Source organism: Bacteroides zoogleoformans, from assembly GCF_002998435.1.
In the GTDB taxonomy this organism is placed as follows: Bacteria; Bacteroidota; Bacteroidia; order Bacteroidales; family Bacteroidaceae; genus Bacteroides; species Bacteroides zoogleoformans.
This window is the reverse complement of sequence record NZ_CP027231.1, coordinates 1,161,383-1,178,360: the sequence shown is the minus strand read 5'-3', so window position 1 is coordinate 1,178,360 and position 16,978 is coordinate 1,161,383. Positions and strand designations below refer to the sequence as shown.

17 protein-coding genes and 1 pseudogene are annotated in these 16,978 nt (G+C 40.8%); 16 read left to right on the top strand and 2 right to left on the bottom strand.

Going from position 1 to position 16,978, the window contains the following annotated elements; genetic code table 11:
- Positions 1-17 precede the first annotated feature (17 nt).
- From C4H11_RS04980 to C4H11_RS04950, 7 genes are all read left to right on the top strand, one after another.
- Positions 18-308, top strand: a complete 291-nt coding sequence (locus C4H11_RS04980) for a type II toxin-antitoxin system Phd/YefM family antitoxin (protein WP_106040709.1) — start codon at positions 18-20, stop codon at positions 306-308.
- Positions 296-571, top strand: coding sequence for a Txe/YoeB family addiction module toxin (locus C4H11_RS04975; protein WP_106040708.1), 276 nt, complete (start codon positions 296-298; stop codon positions 569-571). The genes C4H11_RS04980 and C4H11_RS04975 overlap by 13 nt, the downstream gene beginning before the upstream one ends.
- A 367-nt stretch (positions 572-938) precedes the next feature.
- Positions 939-1,418: a type IV toxin-antitoxin system AbiEi family antitoxin domain-containing protein gene (locus C4H11_RS04970; RefSeq protein WP_234819884.1), complete on the top strand. Its 480-nt coding sequence runs from the start codon at positions 939-941 to the stop codon at positions 1,416-1,418.
- 92 nt (positions 1,419-1,510) lie between these two features.
- The gene (locus tag C4H11_RS04965) at positions 1,511-2,203 is read left to right on the top strand and encodes a nucleotidyl transferase AbiEii/AbiGii toxin family protein (RefSeq protein WP_234819903.1); all 693 of its coding nucleotides are present in this window, start codon (positions 1,511-1,513) and stop codon (positions 2,201-2,203) included.
- A gap of 762 nt (positions 2,204-2,965) precedes the next feature.
- Positions 2,966-4,873, top strand: a complete 1,908-nt coding sequence (gene dnaK, locus C4H11_RS04960; RefSeq protein WP_106040706.1) for a molecular chaperone DnaK — start codon at positions 2,966-2,968, stop codon at positions 4,871-4,873.
- 217 nt (positions 4,874-5,090) lie between these two features.
- The gene (locus tag C4H11_RS04955) at positions 5,091-5,651 is read left to right on the top strand and encodes a helix-turn-helix domain-containing protein (RefSeq protein ID WP_106040705.1); all 561 of its coding nucleotides are present in this window, start codon (positions 5,091-5,093) and stop codon (positions 5,649-5,651) included.
- On the top strand, positions 5,648-6,898 hold the full coding sequence (locus C4H11_RS04950; RefSeq protein WP_106040704.1) for a site-specific integrase: 1,251 nt from the start codon (positions 5,648-5,650) through the stop codon (positions 6,896-6,898). The genes C4H11_RS04955 and C4H11_RS04950 overlap by 4 nt, the downstream gene beginning before the upstream one ends.
- A 36-nt stretch (positions 6,899-6,934) precedes the next feature.
- Here C4H11_RS04950 and C4H11_RS04945 read toward each other — a convergent pair whose 3' ends face one another.
- Complete coding sequence (locus tag C4H11_RS04945) at positions 6,935-8,104, bottom strand: IS4 family transposase (protein ID WP_106040595.1); 1,170 nt, start codon at positions 8,102-8,104, stop codon at positions 6,935-6,937.
- Positions 8,105-8,299: 195 nt separating this feature from the next.
- On the opposite strand from C4H11_RS04945, the gene C4H11_RS04940 reads away from it, so the two are divergent.
- Both C4H11_RS04940 and C4H11_RS04935 read left to right on the top strand, forming a co-directional pair.
- A complete protein-coding gene (locus C4H11_RS04940) occupies positions 8,300-9,547 on the top strand; it encodes a hypothetical protein (protein ID WP_106040703.1) in 1,248 nt (415 codons plus the stop codon).
- Between the two features lie 254 nt (positions 9,548-9,801).
- Entirely contained in the window at positions 9,802-10,356 is a 555-nt protein-coding gene (locus C4H11_RS04935) for a histone H3/H4 domain-containing protein (protein WP_129588281.1), read from the top strand.
- On the opposite strand, the gene C4H11_RS04930 is transcribed toward C4H11_RS04935, so the two are convergent.
- Positions 10,337-11,320, bottom strand: coding sequence for an IS982 family transposase (locus C4H11_RS04930; protein WP_106040391.1), 984 nt, complete (start codon positions 11,318-11,320; stop codon positions 10,337-10,339). The genes C4H11_RS04935 and C4H11_RS04930 overlap by 20 nt on opposite strands.
- Before the next feature lie 133 nt (positions 11,321-11,453).
- Between C4H11_RS04930 and tnpA the strand changes: the two genes are divergently transcribed.
- From tnpA to C4H11_RS04895, 7 genes and pseudogenes are all read left to right on the top strand, one after another.
- Positions 11,454-11,738: an IS66 family insertion sequence element accessory protein TnpA gene (gene tnpA, locus C4H11_RS04925; protein ID WP_234819855.1), complete on the top strand. Its 285-nt coding sequence runs from the start codon at positions 11,454-11,456 to the stop codon at positions 11,736-11,738.
- A 27-nt stretch (positions 11,739-11,765) separates the two neighbouring features.
- A complete protein-coding gene (gene tnpB / locus C4H11_RS04920; protein ID WP_234819856.1) occupies positions 11,766-12,140 on the top strand; it encodes an IS66 family insertion sequence element accessory protein TnpB in 375 nt (124 codons plus the stop codon).
- An 85-nt stretch (positions 12,141-12,225) separates the two neighbouring features.
- Positions 12,226-13,851, top strand: coding sequence for an IS66 family transposase (tnpC, locus tag C4H11_RS04915; RefSeq protein WP_106040701.1), 1,626 nt, complete (start codon positions 12,226-12,228; stop codon positions 13,849-13,851).
- Positions 13,852-14,325: 474 nt separating this feature from the next.
- Positions 14,326-15,252, top strand: a complete 927-nt coding sequence (locus C4H11_RS04910) for an IS982 family transposase (protein WP_106040700.1) — start codon at positions 14,326-14,328, stop codon at positions 15,250-15,252.
- A 54-nt stretch (positions 15,253-15,306) separates the two neighbouring features.
- Positions 15,307-15,501: a helix-turn-helix transcriptional regulator gene (locus C4H11_RS04905; protein WP_106040699.1), complete on the top strand. Its 195-nt coding sequence runs from the start codon at positions 15,307-15,309 to the stop codon at positions 15,499-15,501.
- 1 nt (position 15,502) lies between these two features.
- Positions 15,503-15,673 (top strand): annotated as a pseudogene (locus C4H11_RS04900) (DNA cytosine methyltransferase); the annotation flags it as partial.
- 121 nt (positions 15,674-15,794) lie between these two features.
- The gene (locus C4H11_RS04895) at positions 15,795-16,964 is read left to right on the top strand and encodes an IS4 family transposase (protein WP_106040595.1); all 1,170 of its coding nucleotides are present in this window, start codon (positions 15,795-15,797) and stop codon (positions 16,962-16,964) included.
- The last annotated feature ends 14 nt before the right edge of the window (positions 16,965-16,978 follow it).

Genomic DNA, 16,978 nt, shown 5'->3' with positions numbered 1-16,978 from the left:
ACTAAAAAGGAGAAATTATGAGAACAGCCAATTATACGGATTTAAGAGCCAACTTGAAAGGCTACATAGATTCAGTGGTGGATGATTGTGATACAGTAATTATCAATCGGGGAAACGGTAAAGGGGTAGTGATGATTTCTTTGGATGAATACAATTCATTAAAGGAAACGGAATACATCATGTCTTCACCTGCCACGATGGAAGCTATACGCAAGGGAGAGGAAGATATTAAGAACGGAAAATTCATTTCTCAGAATGAGGGTGAAAGCATGAAGGATTTCTTGGAACGCATATCATGTACAGAATAACATTATCAGAACAGGCGCAAAAGGAATATCGTTTTTTCTGCCAATGCGGAAACAAAGCTGTTTTGAACAAGATTAAGGCTTTGCTGAATGACATTGCGGAACATCCCTACACAGGCATAGGAAAGTCCGAAGCCCTCAAATATGAACTGACTGGCAAATGGTCAAGGCGCATTAATGCGGAACACAGAATAGTCTATTCCGTACATGACGATATAGTGGAGGTTTACATATTTTCCATGAAATACCATTATACCAAGAAATAACAAATTACTTTTTAAACTTTAGAAAAGGACATCTATTCAGTTAGGTGTCCTTTTTTATTATAGCCTATTAGAAAAAAAGTAGAGATTACTCATTAACTTTTTTCACTCTTCTCATCATTGAAAAGCAATGAGAGGACACTTTCCTCCTTTTAGAAGGAATAATTTTGAACTTTTCATCCATAGTAATATTATTTTTGGATTATCTGGCAATCATATCCTCAATCAATATTACAGACACCAATTAATACTATGAACATTGTCCATCTTTTGCTCTCTATTTTCAGCATGTTCAATAAAAAATAAATTGAACATCATTATGAGTAATAACCTGATATGCTGATTAACGTAGAAGTTCCTGTATAACTGTATGGGATATTTTGCTTTTTCGGAGTATAAGAGCAAGCCGGATTATTCCCTTTATTTTGCCAACCGGATTTACCGTCCGTCCTATATCAGCCTGCATACGACATTGTCGTTTTACGGGATGATACCGGAGGCGGTGGTGCAGATTACCTGTGTGACAACCCTGAAAACAGCATCATTCGCCAATGACTTCGGCGAATACTCATATAAGAATGTCAAAGAAAATCTGCTATTCGGGTACGACTTAAAGCCAATGGCAGACAACCGCACCATACAGTTTGCCACACCTGAGAAGGCATTACTTGATTTACTGTATCTTTATCCGTTCTATGATAGCAAACAGGAATTGGAAGAGTTGCGTTTGGATGAAGATTACCTGCATGATGATTTAAACAAGGATTTACTGATGGACTACTGCGACAAGTTTCAAAGCAAGGCGCTTGACCATCGGGTAAAGCTACTTCTTAAAACTTACGATTTATGATACAGATAGAACAGATAAAGAATTATTTTCCGGCTCAAATCCGTGGAAATTCGGGTTTCAATAAGCACATCCTGAAAGAGTATTTGCAGTTGATGATTCTAGATTACCTTTCTTCTACGCCAAGCATCCAAAAGATGGCTTTTATTGGTGGAACAAACTTGCGTCTGGTAAAGGGTATAGACAGGTTTTCTGAAAATTTGGATTTCTACTGCAAAGACCTGTCGAAAGACGAGTTTATTGAAATGACAAACGGAGTAATCCAGTTTTTAGAGTGTTCAGGGTTGAGGGTGGAGGCAAAGGATAAGGATAATCCGAAACTAACAGCTTTTAGGCGGAATATCCATTTACCTGAACTACTATTCGATTTGGGGTTGAGCGGACACAAGGAAGAACGTTTTTTGATAAAGGTTGAAAGCCAAGGCCAAAGAATCGTTTATCCTCCGGTTATTACCAATATCAAAGGCTGCGGATTCTTTTTTCCGTTTCCTGTTCCTTCCGATGGTGTATTGTGCAGTATGAAAATTGCCGCCATGTTAGCCCGTGCAAAAGGACGTGATTTCTACGACCTGATGTTTTTATTGGCGCAGGCAAAACCCGATTACGATTTTCTTTCAAAGCGTTGCGGAGTACATAATTTGCAGGAGTTCAAACAAGCAACAGCCGAATTGCTGAAAACAGTCGATTTGAAGAAGAAAAAAAAGGATTTTGAGCACCTACTTTTCAATAAAGCGAATAGCGAGAAGATTTTGAGGTTTGGAGAATTTGTAAATTCACTTACAGAATAGTTCGATCCGAAATGTGCGTTTCGGAACTGATAGTTTCGGAACAATGGAAAGGCAAATTAAACAGCCGTAAATTTTACCACCATAAAATCTCCCATTCTATTTCCGTTATGCACCATTTTTACTGCATAGCAGAAATAAAAAGACTAATTATTTCAAATTTTCGGGTAAACAATGGATTGATTTGATATTCTTTCTTAACTTTGCAACAACAATCGTGTTAAATCACGGGCAAAACGATGAGAAATAATCGTGTGCTAAATCGTGTGGATTTTCCGATGAAAGAAAAGATAAGTCGGTGATTGTCAATGGTGATACGTGAAGTGTTCACTTTCTGGTGGCACCACTCTTAAAAACCTCACGGAACGTTGTAACTGAACAAGTTACAACGTTTTTTGCTTTTCTGGGGTAAAACAATGGTGAAGAATTTTAGAGGATGGAAAATATGAGGTCGTCCAGCTTTTACAAACGTGTCGCAATCATATTACATCATAGAAACAGAAAAAGTCTTCAGACCAGAAAAACTCCTATTTTGCATCTTGAAGACATTACGGAAGTCAGTCTCTGAACAAGCTCTGAAGTGGGAACTACTATTGTAGACAGAAAAAAGAAGAGAATTCTGACAATTTGACAGTAAGTTCTGTCACCATCGAATTGTAACAGACCTTTGCAAGTTTTGGCACGACGTTTGTCTTTTAGGGGTTGATGTCTGCTGATATAGTGGACGGTTAACATTGAATAATAACAAATAAAATAAGAACAATCATGGGAAAAATTATTGGAATTGACTTAGGAACAACAAACTCTTGTGTTTCCGTATTCGAAGGTAACGAGCCGGTGGTAATCGCCAACAGTGAAGGCAAGCGCACCACCCCTTCGGTAGTGGCATTTGTAGATGGTGGTGAGCGTAAAGTTGGCGACCCGGCCAAGCGTCAGGCCATCACCAACCCAACGAAGACCGTATTCTCTATCAAGCGCTTCATGGGCGAAAATTGGGAGCAGGTGCAGAAAGAAGTAGCTCGCATGCCATATAAAGTGGTGAAAGGCGACAACAACACTCCGCGTGTAGATATTGATGGCCGTCTGTATACTCCGCAGGAGATTTCCGCTATGATTCTGCAAAAGATGAAAAAAACTGCCGAAGATTATCTGGGACAGGAAGTTACAGAAGCTGTTATTACCGTTCCCGCTTATTTTTCAGACTCTCAACGTCAGGCTACGAAAGAAGCCGGCCAAATTGCAGGTCTTGAAGTGAAACGTATTGTGAACGAGCCTACTGCAGCGGCTCTTGCTTATGGTATTGACAAATCTCACAAGGATATGAAAGTGGCTGTATTCGACCTTGGTGGCGGTACATTCGATATCTCTATTCTTGAATTTGGCGGTGGCGTATTCGAAGTCCTGTCAACTAACGGTGACACTCATCTCGGAGGTGACGACTTTGATCAAGTGATTATCGATTGGTTAGTTCAGGAATTCAAGAACGACGAGGGTGCCGATCTGACGCAGGATCCAATGGCAATGCAGCGTTTGAAGGAAGCAGCCGAGAAGGCAAAAATAGAACTGTCTTCTTCTACCAGCACAGAAATCAATCTGCCTTATATCATGCCGGTAGGTGGTGTGCCCAAGCACTTGGTGAAGACATTGACTCGCGCTAAATTCGAAGCTTTGGCCCATAGCTTGATCCAAGCTTGTTTGGAGCCTTGTAAGAAAGCCATAAGCGATGCCGGATTGAACAACGCAGATATTGATGAGGTAATCCTTGTCGGGGGGTCTTCACGTATTCCTGCTGTTCAGAAACTTGTGGAAGAGTTCTTCGGTAAGGTACCTTCCAAGGGTGTTAACCCAGATGAAGTGGTAGCTGTGGGAGCTGCTGTTCAAGGTGCAGTGTTGACGGATGAAATAAAGGGTGTGGTGTTGCTGGATGTCACTCCGCTGTCTATGGGTATTGAAACGTTAGGTGGTGTGATGACCAAGCTGATTGATGCCAACACAACCATCCCATGCAAGAAAAGTGAAACATTCTCTACTGCAGCCGATAATCAGACAGAGGTAACCATTCATGTATTGCAGGGAGAACGTCCGATGGCTTCAATGAATAAATCAATCGGCCAGTTTAATTTGACCGGTATTGCTCCAGCTCTTCGCGGCGTTCCTCAAATCGAGGTTACGTTCGACATAGACGCCAACGGTATCTTGAAGGTATCGGCCAAAGACAAAGCTACCGGCAAGGAACAAGCCATCCGCATTGAAGCTTCCAGTGGCTTGAGCAAGGAAGAAATCGAAAAAATGAAAGCTGAGGCAGAGGCCAATGCCGAAGCGGATAAGAAAGAACGTGAAAAGATTGATAAACTGAATCAGGCAGACTCCATGATTTTCACGACAGAGAATCAGCTGAAAGAATTGGGCGACAAATTGCCTGCTGACAAGAAAGCTTCTATTGAGGCCGCTCTACAGAAATTGAAAGATGCCCACAAGTCTCAGGATTTAGTTGCTACTGATTCCGCTATGGCAGAACTTAACTCTGCTTTCCAAGCTGCAAGTGCTGAAATGTATGCTCAAAGCAATGCACAAACAAGTTCTGACATGAATGCCGGATCAAATGCCAATGCACAAGGGAATAATAAGCATGACGACAATGTACAAGATGCGGACTTTGAGGAAGTGAAGTAAGTATCGGTAAACAACGATAACTAATAATAGGAATATAGGGTGTAACTCAGTAAGTTATGCCCTATTTCTTTTTATATCACTTTTCTTTGATTTTGCTTGTTATCCGAATTTTTATTGTATATTTATGCCATAATTGCACCGACACTTAAAAGTAGATAATGTGACACTTATAAAAATAACGGTATTGAGAATGAAGAATATAAGTAAAAAGTAGATTATGCCAGCAGCAAAATTTGAAATAACACGTCAATGCAAGGTTTGTGGAGAAACCTTTGTTGCTAAAACCATTGAATCGTGGTATTGCTCTCCCAAATGTTCCAAAATTGCATGGAAACGGCGCAAGGATGAAGAACTGAGATTGAAAAAGTTGGACGATGTGGTTAAGAAGATCCCCAAGTCCAAAGAGTATATCACAGTTCTTGAAGCATACGCTTTGTTTGGCATAAGTAAGGAAACTCTTTATCATTTAATTCGTAAGGGTACAATCCCAAGTGTGAATGCCGGAGAAAGACAGACTTTACTATCAAAAGAAGAATTGATGAAACTCTATCCTCTCCGAAAGAAAGCTTTCGCAAAACCAAAGCCTATTGCCAAGCTGTATAGTCTGGAGCCAAAAGACTGTTATACAATTGGAGAGATAACAGAAAAGTTTCTTGTGAATGAAAGTACAGTTTATCTCCATATCCGAAAATACTCCATTCCTACCCGGCAGATAGGAAATTTTGTGTATGTACCCAAGAAAGAAATTGATAACTTATATAAAGGTATGAAGCGATGAAGAAAGCATTAGTAAACACACGAGTGTCGGTAAAGCTTCGTAAGTCTGAATATCGTGATGAGTGGTATCTTTATGTGGAATCTTACCCAGTATTCCAATCCGGTAAAGATACACCGCAAAGAGTACGTGAATATCTCAATCGTACCATTACGACACCTATTTGGGATAAGTCTCGCAATGCCAGAACTAATGCCGATGGCAAAACCACTTATAAGCCAAAGCGAGACCTGAACGGTATTATACAATGCAAGTCTCAATTAGACCAAGAATCATGTATCTATGCCGATAAGGTCAGAAGTCTACGGCAAAAGGAATATGACAATGCGGCTCTTTATGCCGATACCGATGCTGAACAGGCAGAACAATTAGAACGCTCCCGAAGCAATTTTATCGAATACTTCGACCATGTGCAACGAACAAGACATGCCTATAGTTCTGATTCTATCATTGTCAACTGGAGGCGAGTTCATGAGTTGTTGAAGATCTTTGCAAAAAGCGATATCATCCTCTTTTCGCAAATAGACTTAAAGTTGGTAGAATCGTTCCGTCAATTCATAATGAACGCACCGCAAGGTGGTACTAAGCGAGGTACAATATCTCAAAATACAGCAGCGACTTATTTCTCAATCTTCAAAGCCGGATTGAAGCAAGCATTTATAGACGGCTACTTGACTATTGATATTTCTGCGAAAGTCAAAGGTGTTCAGGAAAGGGAAAGCCGGAGAGAACATCTCACAGTAGAGGAATTGAACCGACTGGCTCAAACGCCTTGTGACCCATTACTGAAACGTGCTGCTCTGTTTTCTGCTTTAACAGGAATCCGTCACTGCGACATTCAAAAATTGAAATGGTCGGAAGTGGAAATGTTCAATGGAGGCTATCGGCTGAACTTTACCCAACAAAAGACAAAAGGTGTTGAATATATGCCCATTTCAGAGCAAGCATATAGTCTTTGCGGAGAACAACAGGAAGGAGAACTTCTTGTGTTTGCCGGACTACCCAACCCTTCATGGATAAATCGCCCTGTCAAGAAATGGGTTGAAGCAGCCGGAATATCCAAACACATTACATTTCATTGTTTTAGGCACTCGTATGCGACCCTGCAACTGGCTGGAGGTACTGATATTTATACAGTTAGCAAAATGTTGGGGCATACAAACGTAAGGACAACCCAAGTGTATGCAAAGGTTGTTGATGAAAAGAAAGAGAAAGCTACAGAAACCATTAAATTGGATTTATCTATGTGAGAATAGATTTTATTATCTATCATCACTGCTGGGCACTTAATCCCAGCTGATTTTCAATTGTTTATAATTTAGTTCTTTGACATTTTTGTAATCGCAATCGGCAAGTATCTCTCTTACAGACGTTTTATCCAGTAGAGAAAAGCTCAAAATTTGTAGAATTTCGTAGATTGGACGGTTAACTTTCAATCTGTAAGCGATAATGGCAACCAGACAGTATGTTATGATGGCACAGTACACTTGTATCTTGACTGCATTCATCGTGGTGCCCCAAAAAGATTTTACTTTCAGGTGTTGCTTTATCCATTTGAAAAATAGTTCCACCTGCCAACGGTTCTTGTATAGCAAAGCAATTTCCTCTGCTGATAGTTCCATGTTGTTGGTGATGAACACAAATTCTCTGTCCAGTTCTTCATCGTAGTATTTAACCCGCCGGAGTTTGTCCGGATATGCTTTGAGCGATTTATACGTTTCAAGCATTCCAATCTGATCACATTTTATTCCGGTTGTTTTATCGACTTCACGGGAATACATTCTACGGAATCTCATATTATCTTTTGCACGTGTAACGAAGTAAGCACCACTGGTGTGAAGCTTATGCAAACGGGTGAAGTCAACATATCCTTTATCCATGATATAGAAACTTCCCTTTTCATAACTCAACTCATCCAGCATGTTTACGTCATGTACTTTAGCATTGGTTACCAGTACGATTGTCGGTATGGAAGTCTTTACATCATACAAGGTATGAAGTTTGATGCCTCCTTTGTGTTTCTTAAATTCCGCCCACCAAAAAACATTCAGACAAAGGTCTATGGTGGAGGAATCAAAGGCATAAACATTACCGTCAACTTTCACCTCGAAGTCATTTTTGTTGTAGCTATTACGGGCTTCCGCAATCAGGGTATAAGCAAATTCTTCGTAGATACGATAATCTCTATTCCGGTTTGCTTTCCCCAGATTGGTACGGCTAACTGTTGCACCGAATCCCAAGTGAAAATACTTGTTCTTGTGTGCCTCAAGGCTGAGCATAAGATCACGCATACTGTCTCGGGCGGTCAGTTGTCCGAAGATCATGCACAGCATCTGATTCCAACAGGTGAATGTTCTGATTTTCTTATTCCCGGAATACTTCTCTACCAAACGGTCAAAGACACGACGGGGAAGAAAATCTGTAAGTTGAGCGAAGATATATTTGCCTTGATTCATTGTTTTGAGCTTTTGGGCAAAGCTAAAACAACTTTTCAATTCAAATCGTCACGCTACAAAAAGATACATAACTATGCGATTATCAAAGATTTCAAAGAACGATGTTTAATTTAAAGTGCCCACTAGTGATCTATCATATATAAGCATTTAGTTCAATAGTAATATAATATTATAACTATAAGAATGAAATAATTTATGAAAGAAGATTTGTTATTACCTGTATATCAAAAACTATATGCGGCTCTTGCTAGTCTGGAAAGATTTGGTAAGGGGCAAGATTTATATGATAACATTGCTTGCATTGATAGTTTTTTGTCTGAATATCGTAATGTTACTTTCGTTCTGCAAAAATCTTTAGCACACACAGGCTATATATCTTTATATGAAAATCTTCGCGATAAATATCTAAAAAATGACCAATGTTCTTGGTTGGTAAAGAAACGCAACGAAGTACTTAAAGAGAGACCTTTTTCTTTAGAGAAAAAAATCATATTGACTATCTATTTGCCACATACAGCAGGTGTATTTCATTCCGAATCTTATACTATAGAGGATGAAGTTGATTATGAATCATTAATTGAATCTGTCAAGACAATCATTTCTAATATTTCTGCTATTGAAGTATTTTTTTCTGTTGAATTCGTATATAAGGAAATAGCTTCAGATGTAAATTTATTTAATAGTATAAATTATGGTATAGAAGCACTTCTGTCTTTAATTGTAGAATTGGATAAAGAAATTGGCAATGAAGTGTCTCCAATGCGTAAAACTGTTCAAAATAAGATTGAAAAACTACTTTTTCACCGTATTCCAAAAGATACTTGGTTTATTGATGACTATGTTTACTATCGAGAAAATAATATTTTTGAGAAAGGTGAACGGTTGGAATTAGTTACACCATTTAAAATAGGTGTTAAATACATTGATTTTTGCAAATTACTTCACATAGAGAAAAAAGGAGATTTTATTCAAGAAACTTTCGAAGCATTTAAAAAGATGCATATTATATCTTTTTCTAAGCAAAAAAAGATTATGCCAACATTCTTGATCTTAAGCGGAGATGGAGTCTTATCTATGCTCATGTATGATGCATCTATCAAAACAACAACATATAGAAAGATTAATGAAATTGCAGCAGAAATAAGGGCAGGAGCAAATATTGCAGCAGTTTTTTATGTAGGAGAAATGATATACTACAACGATATCAATTTGTTGAATTTAGATTATAGACATAGAACAAAACACATGCATTCAGAATTACTCTCATTTGATTTAATAACAAAAAATGATTCTGCTCAATATTTGGTTAGTAAAGAAGCCATTATTGAAAACTCAAAGGACTGTTTATTTCCCACTCTGACAAAAGTTAAAACTAAAGATGGCTCTTCGTTTATGTATCCAATAATAAACGCATTTTTAGAAGTCCAAAAGAAGAAAGAATAATATTAACCAATTGCAAATAGAGTGCTATAAGCTTTTATCGTTTCAATGTTTTCAATAAACATAACCATCTGCGTAGAATTTACATGGGTGGCTTTTTATTTTTATCTACGGTCATTTCTTGTGATTGCCTTATGATTCCTATATGATAGGCGACACTACCATAAAAATCTGCTACTGATATTCTCCACTACTTACATTGATAATCAACATGTAATCCTTATGACAGTTATGTTTCGTTGCTGTCTTTTTATGTGATGTATTACACCATAAAATGTAAGCCTCCGGTAAACCACGTATTTTCTGCAACTTCTTCTCGTGTCATCATAAGTTTTATTTTTGGGCACAAAGATACTGGTCGAAGAGATTGCAGAAAATACGTGGTTTACCGGAGGCTTACAAATGATTTTTTACGGATAGAATTTACTCTTGATGATCAAAATGCATTCGATCATCACAAAATGAAGCATATTCAGAATCTTGGGGATTTGTTAGATAATTATTCAGACCTGTACCGTTTCTTTGTTAGGGAAATCAAACGGTTGGTACTCTTCAATAAGTTGAGTTACCAAGAAGAAAAACTAACTCCAAAGGAAAGGCATATTATTTATGGATTAGAGAATTTCGGATTTGAAATGTTTTTGGAAGAATATCGGGCAGAACGTATAGAAAGTGCCAAGACTTCTGATAGTAAAAAATCCGCAAAAAGTGACGCTTTCAAAGATGTAGTTATAATTTTGAAAAAGTATGCTTCGGAAGAAGATTATAATTTTAAAACACCCGTTGGCGGAATTAAATCAGTGCGTACTTAATCCTACCTATGGGTTTGTTGTTAATGTAATTGATGTATTGTAATGCAGTCAGGGCACTGACTTTGCCCACTATTCGGGCAAAAAGGCCGCATGTTTCTTTTGCGTAGTTCCTGATGACGAGGAACTGGTCTGTAAGTTGTGAGAACAGAGTTTCAATCCTCTTTCTTGCCTTTGCAAAAGGAATGAAGGCCGGCTTCCAGTTCTTTTGGTTGAGCCTGTAGGGACACTCAAGCCTGATGTTGGCCGTCTCGAAGAGGTCAAGCTGGATTTCCGCTCCGATATATCCCTTGTCACCGAATATGCTACAATCGTGGTAAAGCGGCTTGATGTCATTCAGATAGTTGATGTCGTGAACACTCGCCTTGGACAGGTCGTATGAATGTATGACACCGCTTAAGCCACAGAGTGCGTGAAGTTTATATCCGAAGAAGTAACTGCCTTGGGATGCACAATAACCGAAGTCAGGGGCTTTGTGGAAATCACCAATACGTCCCATCTTACATCTCTTACCACGAGCCACACGGCACACTTCTATTGGCTTTGAGTCTATGCAGAAGTAATCCTCGCCACCATCTATATGATTGGCCATGCGGCTGCGTATCTGCTCACAAAGACCACTAACCAACTTGCGGCGGTCGTTGAACTGACGGCGGGAGATAAGGTTGGGGATGGAAGAACGGCACTCCTTCAACTTCGCTTCAAACAGCCAGTTCTCGCTGTCTATCTCCTCAGCCTCGGCAGCCATGCTCAATGCGATGACTTCCAAATCGGAGAAACGAGGCACAGGGCCTGGACGACGAACATTTCCAGCTTCAGTAACTAAATCTTCGGAGAATTCCTTGCATATCTCCAGAATTTTGACGAACTTTGTATACAAGTTGCACATAACGAGATTATATAACTTAAATATTGAATACTCTAAGTTACTAAAAATCTGCGATATATGCAACTTTTTCTTATACATTTTGCCAACTATTTAATTCCGCCAACGGGTTAAAACTTTCAATGATGAGTAAGCTTTCGAATAAATACACATTACCCCCCTTAGGGTTTGATTGTAGTTTTGTACTCGCGAAAACAATCAAACCCTAATTGTTATGAACAGATCCAAATTTGAAGAATTGGAATTGCAGGTTCAACAAAGCGCCCTGCCATTGAAGTTGTACCTGCAACAGGCAGGTGTAAGTTATTCAACCTATCATTACTGGCGTAAAAAATGTGCCGCAGAAACAGACAGTCTGAAACAGGAGTTGGCTCCCATCAGTTTCAAGCGCCCCACTGCAGAACTGACCTTGGGTGAACAGGTGCCGCATGGTGTAGCCCTGCTTTTCCCCCCAACGGTCTCCGTGCCCACTTCGGGAGCGGATCCGAGAAGCTGTTGATGGAACTGCTAACCCATAGTCTCGAAGATGCCCATGTTTAGCCTGAACGATACGATGCGCTACTTTCTGTGTCCCGGCAGGACAGATATGCGCAAGGGCATCAGTTCGCTGTGCGGACTGGTGCATGAGAAGATGAAGAGCGAAGTGAGGAACGGTGACGTGTTCATCTTTGTCGGGTCCAGCCTCAATCTCATGAAACTGCTTCATGCGGAAGACGGCGGCATGGTGATGTACGTCAAACGGCTGGAGGCAGGTCGCTTCAAACTGCCGGAATACGATCCCGAATCAAACAGCTATCCCATGGAATGGCGTGACCTGGTAATGATGGTTGAAGGCATTCAGGAGAATCCGCAGCAGAGGCTCCGGCGGCTTAGGGCCGAGCGTAAAGAGTACCATGTATAACCTGTTTTTCTGAAACAAAAGTAGTGTTCCTATTGTGCAATCCGCTAATATTTAGTATCTTTACATCTATAAAAAGAGACAGACAATGGATGAAAAAGATACATTACTCAAGACGATAGAAGGGCTGAATACCTCTGTTGCTTCATTGTCTGCCATCAACAAAAAACAGGCAGAGCAGAATGAAAAGCTGCAGGAACGTATCAAAGAGTTGACGGCTCAGGTCGCATGGCTGAACCGCCAGCTCTTTGGCCGTAAAGCAGAAAAGCTTCCTGTCTACGACCCCAACATGCCGGATCTCTTTGCGGATGAATTTGCCGGCCTGCAGCGAAAGGCCGAAGAAAAGCGTGACGAAGCGGTGGAGAAGATGGAAAAGGAGTCCGCCGAGGAGAAGAGACAGAAGCGGCAGAACCGAAAAATGATGGAAGACCTGCCTGTACTCGAAACCGAAGTGATTGAGCCGGATGGCGTGGACCTTTCCCTGTACCGCAGAATAGGCGAAGAGGTAACCCGTGTTGTCAAACACAAACCGGGAATGCTCTATGTAAAGGAAATCATCCGTCCCAAATATGCGCTCAAGGACAACACGCGTCTTCCACCCGGGGGACAGAAAGGTGTGGAGATGGCTCCCATGCCGCTGATGCCCGTCGACAAGTGCATCGCCGACCCCAGCCTGCTTGCCGAAATCCTCCTCCAGAAATACGAGTATCACGTTCCGTTCTACCGTCAGATACAGCAGTATCGCCACCTTGGCATGAAAGGACTGACGGAAAGCACGCTGGACGGATGGTTCAAGAAAACGGTAGAACTGCTGAAACCGCTGTACGAAGCGCTAAAGCAGGAAGTCTTTTCCTGTGACTATGTGCAGGCGGATGAAACCACCGTTCCGGTCATCAACAAGGAAAAGCACAGGGCCGACAAGGAATACCTCTGGATGGTCAGGTCGGTCCTGGAAAAACTGGTCATCTTCCATTACGACGGGGGATCGCGGGCCGGAGCGGTCATCGAATCCCTGGCTAATCAGCACCACTTCAAGGGTTACCTCCAATGCGACGGTTTTGCGGGTTATGAAACAGCCTTCAAGACCAACCCCGGTGTGCACCTGGTCAACTGTCTGGTACATATCCGCCGGCATTTTGAACAGGCGCTTGATGAAAATAGGGAAATGGCCGAATATGGGCTTACGCAGATACAGAAAGTCTATCAGATAGAGCATGGCTGCAATGACGCAGGCTTGTCGTATGAAGAACGCAAGAACAAGCGTCAGGAACTGGCCCGTCCCATCCTGGAAGCCATGAAGGCATGGATGGAAGCGGAAGGTATCAAGTACAGCCCCAGGTCACAGGCCGGCAAAGCCATCACATATACCTATACCCGATGGAACAATATGATGCGGTGCCTGGAAGACGGACGTCTGCTATGGGACAACAACCTGGCGGAAAATGTCATCCGCCCCATCACACTGGGACGAAAGAATTACCTCTTCTGCGGCAACCACGAGGCGGCCGTCAATATGTCTGTAATCTGTTCCCTGCTGGCTACTTGCAAAGCACACGATGTGAATCCGAGGGATTATCTGAATGACATCATTGCCCGAATGCCCTATCATAAGAAGGCCACACATGAGGAACTCATAAAGCTGCTTCCGCATCAATGGAAGTTGCAACATCCGGAGAGTGTGTTGACCAAACAGGCAACAGAATCCAGTAACTGACCCCCAGCTGCAAAATATAGGTTCAACAAAACAATAGCGACTGCAACTATTTGGTTTATAGTGACAGTCGTTATTGTTGTATAGAAAGGTTCAAAACCTGTAGTGCTTCGAATGCTTACAATGATGATATAATGAAAAGTTTGTTTAGGAAAAGTAAGGATGAAAAGATTGAATTCGCTGAATTATCAAGCATTTTAAGCGGAAAATAGTCTTTTCTCTTCTAATAAATAGGAAAAGTAAGGGATAGAGTATAAAAGAGTAATTTGAGATATGTAGAATAAAAGAACATCTACATTGGAAAAGCCTAATATTATTGGCTGACTTTGTATAACTAATCTTGTATTGCGAATAACAAACCCTCTTTGCATATATACGCCAGTTCGGGATAAGAAAAAGTCTTTAAAAAGTTGGTAATCTCGCTAATATTTCGTACCTTTATAGTTAAAAATCAATGAGTTAAAAAATAATTAAGCGATGATTACCAACGACAAAGTTACTGAAATTTTCTGTATAATCGACGAGTTTGACAAGAATTTGAGTGCTGAACTTACGAAAAACCTGCGTCTGCCGTCCCATAACAGTGACGGCAAACGCTACCGGAACCGCAAGGGCAGGCTCTCCGAAAGTGAGATTATGACCATTCTGGTATGCTATCATTTCGGCACATATCGCAATTTCAAGGAGTATTATTTGAATTGGGTCAAAGGGGTGATGCGGCAGGATTTTCCCGATGGGGTTTCCTATAACCGCTTCGTTGAGCTCATGCCAAGAGTGTTCTTTAAGATGATGCTGTTCATGAAGCTCTATGCTTTTGGCAAGTGTACGGGAATCACCTACGTTGACAGCACCATGATACCCGTATGCCACAATGTACGACGATATTACAACAAGGTCTTTGCCGGCCTTGCCAAGAACGGAAAGGGTACCATGTGCTGGTGCCATGGATTCAAGCTGCATCTGCTCTGCAATGATTCCGGAGAAGTGATAACGTTCTGTCTTACAGGAGCAAACGTGGATGACAGGGATAGCAGGGTATGGACGGTGTTTGCAAAAGTGTTATATGGAAAGGTATTTGCAGACAGGGGATACATCAAGCAGGAACTCTTCGAGAGCCTGTTCGATCAAGGCATCCAACTCGTTCATGGGCTCAAGGCTAAGATGAAGAACAAACTGATGCCTATGTGGGACAAGATCATGCTAAGGAAAAGGTACATCATCGAGTGCATTAACGAATTGCTCAAGAACAAAGCCAACCTCGTGCACTCGAGACACCGATCGATACACAACTTTATCATGAACTTGTGTTCTGCCCTTACGGCATACTGCTTCTTTGAGAACAAGCCGGAGGCACTGCCGGTGTATGTGGAAAAATCAAGGCAGCTGGAACTATTTGCATGCTAAACTTATCCCGAACTGGCGTATATTTGTATTTGATATTTAATTAAATATAGATGAATGAAATCTCTTAATCAACTTAAAGTGGTTCTTGTTGAGAAGCAAAAGACAAGCAAATGGTTGGCTGAACAATTGGGCGTATCAACTGTAACAGTAAGTAAGTGGTGCACCAATATGCACCAGCCGGGCTTACAGACGTTAGCTAAGATTGCCGATTTGTTAGGATGTGAAAAACGAAAACTTATCACAGAATAATATGCCTAAAAGTAAAATACATAAACGACGCGGGAAACTACCTTCAATAGAGGTGGTTGACCTATTTTGCGGAATAGGCGGACTGAGTTATGGAATGAAGTCAAGAGGCCTCAAGATAAAAGCCGGTTTCGATTTGGATTGGACTTGTGTGTATGCATATGAGACCACTAGTGGGCACTTTAAATTAAACATCGTTCTTTGAAATCTTTGATAATCGCATAGTTATGTATCTTTTTGTAGCGTGACGATTTGAATTGAAAAGTTGTTTTAGCTTTGCCCAAAAGCTCAAAACAATGAATCAAGGCAAATATATCTTCGCTCAACTTACAGATTTTCTTCCCCGTCGTGTCTTTGACCGTTTGGTAGAGAAGTATTCCGGGAATAAGAAAATCAGAACATTCACCTGTTGGAATCAGATGCTGTGCATGATCTTCGGACAACTGACCGCCCGAGACAGTATGCGTGATCTTATGCTCAGCCTTGAGGCACACAAGAACAAGTATTTTCACTTGGGATTCGGTGCAACAGTTAGCCGTACCAATCTGGGGAAAGCAAACCGGAATAGAGATTATCGTATCTACGAAGAATTTGCTTATACCCTGATTGCGGAAGCCCGTAATAGCTACAACAAAAATGACTTCGAGGTGAAAGTTGACGGTAATGTTTATGCCTTTGATTCCTCCACCATAGACCTTTGTCTGAATGTTTTTTGGTGGGCGGAATTTAAGAAACACAAAGGAGGCATCAAACTTCATACCTTGTATGATGTAAAGACTTCCATACCGACAATCGTACTGGTAACCAATGCTAAAGTACATGACGTAAACATGCTGGATGAGTTGAGTTATGAAAAGGGAAGTTTCTATATCATGGATAAAGGATATGTTGACTTCACCCGTTTGCATAAGCTTCACACCAGTGGTGCTTACTTCGTTACACGTGCAAAAGATAATATGAGATTCCGTAGAATGTATTCCCGTGAAGTCGATAAAACAACCGGAATAAAATGTGATCAGATTGGAATGCTTGAAACGTATAAATCGCTCAAAGCATATCCGGACAAACTCCGGCGGGTTAAATACTACGATGAAGAACTGGACAGAGAATTTGTGTTCATCACCAACAACATGGAACTATCAGCAGAGGAAATTGCTTTGCTATACAAGAACCGTTGGCAGGTGGAACTATTTTTCAAATGGATAAAGCAACACCTGAAAGTAAAATCTTTTTGGGGCACCACGATGAATGCAGTCAAGATACAAGTGTACTGTGCCATCATAACATACTGTCTGGTTGCCATTATCGCTTACAGATTGAAAGTTAACCGTCCAATCTACGAAATTCTACAAATTTTGAGCTTTTCTCTACTGGATAAAACGTCTGTAAGAGAGATACTTGCCGATTGCGATTACAAAAATGTCAAAGAACTAAATTATAAACAATTGAAAATCAGCTGGGATTAAGTGCCCAGCAGTGA

Coding starts and splice junctions, on each gene's coding strand:
- C4H11_RS04950 (WP_106040704.1), top strand. CDS start 5,648: ATGAAGAAAGCATTAGTAAACACACGAGTGTCGGTAAAGCTTCGTAAG.
- dnaK (WP_106040706.1), top strand. CDS start 2,966: ATGGGAAAAATTATTGGAATTGACTTAGGAACAACAAACTCTTGTGTT.
- tnpB (WP_234819856.1), top strand. CDS start 11,766: ATGCCCATGTTTAGCCTGAACGATACGATGCGCTACTTTCTGTGTCCC.
- C4H11_RS04980 (WP_106040709.1), top strand. CDS start 18: ATGAGAACAGCCAATTATACGGATTTAAGAGCCAACTTGAAAGGCTAC.
- C4H11_RS04940 (WP_106040703.1), top strand. CDS start 8,300: ATGAAAGAAGATTTGTTATTACCTGTATATCAAAAACTATATGCGGCT.
- C4H11_RS04970 (WP_234819884.1), top strand. CDS start 939: ATGGGATATTTTGCTTTTTCGGAGTATAAGAGCAAGCCGGATTATTCC.
- C4H11_RS04935 (WP_129588281.1), top strand. CDS start 9,802: ATGTATTACACCATAAAATGTAAGCCTCCGGTAAACCACGTATTTTCT.
- C4H11_RS04930 (WP_106040391.1), bottom strand. CDS start 11,320: ATGTATAAGAAAAAGTTGCATATATCGCAGATTTTTAGTAACTTAGAG.
- tnpA (WP_234819855.1), top strand. CDS start 11,454: ATGAACAGATCCAAATTTGAAGAATTGGAATTGCAGGTTCAACAAAGC.
- tnpC (WP_106040701.1), top strand. CDS start 12,226: ATGGATGAAAAAGATACATTACTCAAGACGATAGAAGGGCTGAATACC.
- C4H11_RS04975 (WP_106040708.1), top strand. CDS start 296: ATGTACAGAATAACATTATCAGAACAGGCGCAAAAGGAATATCGTTTT.
- C4H11_RS04895 (WP_106040595.1), top strand. CDS start 15,795: ATGAATCAAGGCAAATATATCTTCGCTCAACTTACAGATTTTCTTCCC.
- C4H11_RS04910 (WP_106040700.1), top strand. CDS start 14,326: ATGATTACCAACGACAAAGTTACTGAAATTTTCTGTATAATCGACGAG.
- C4H11_RS04945 (WP_106040595.1), bottom strand. CDS start 8,104: ATGAATCAAGGCAAATATATCTTCGCTCAACTTACAGATTTTCTTCCC.
- C4H11_RS04955 (WP_106040705.1), top strand. CDS start 5,091: ATGCCAGCAGCAAAATTTGAAATAACACGTCAATGCAAGGTTTGTGGA.
- C4H11_RS04965 (WP_234819903.1), top strand. CDS start 1,511: ATGATTCTAGATTACCTTTCTTCTACGCCAAGCATCCAAAAGATGGCT.
- C4H11_RS04905 (WP_106040699.1), top strand. CDS start 15,307: ATGAAATCTCTTAATCAACTTAAAGTGGTTCTTGTTGAGAAGCAAAAG.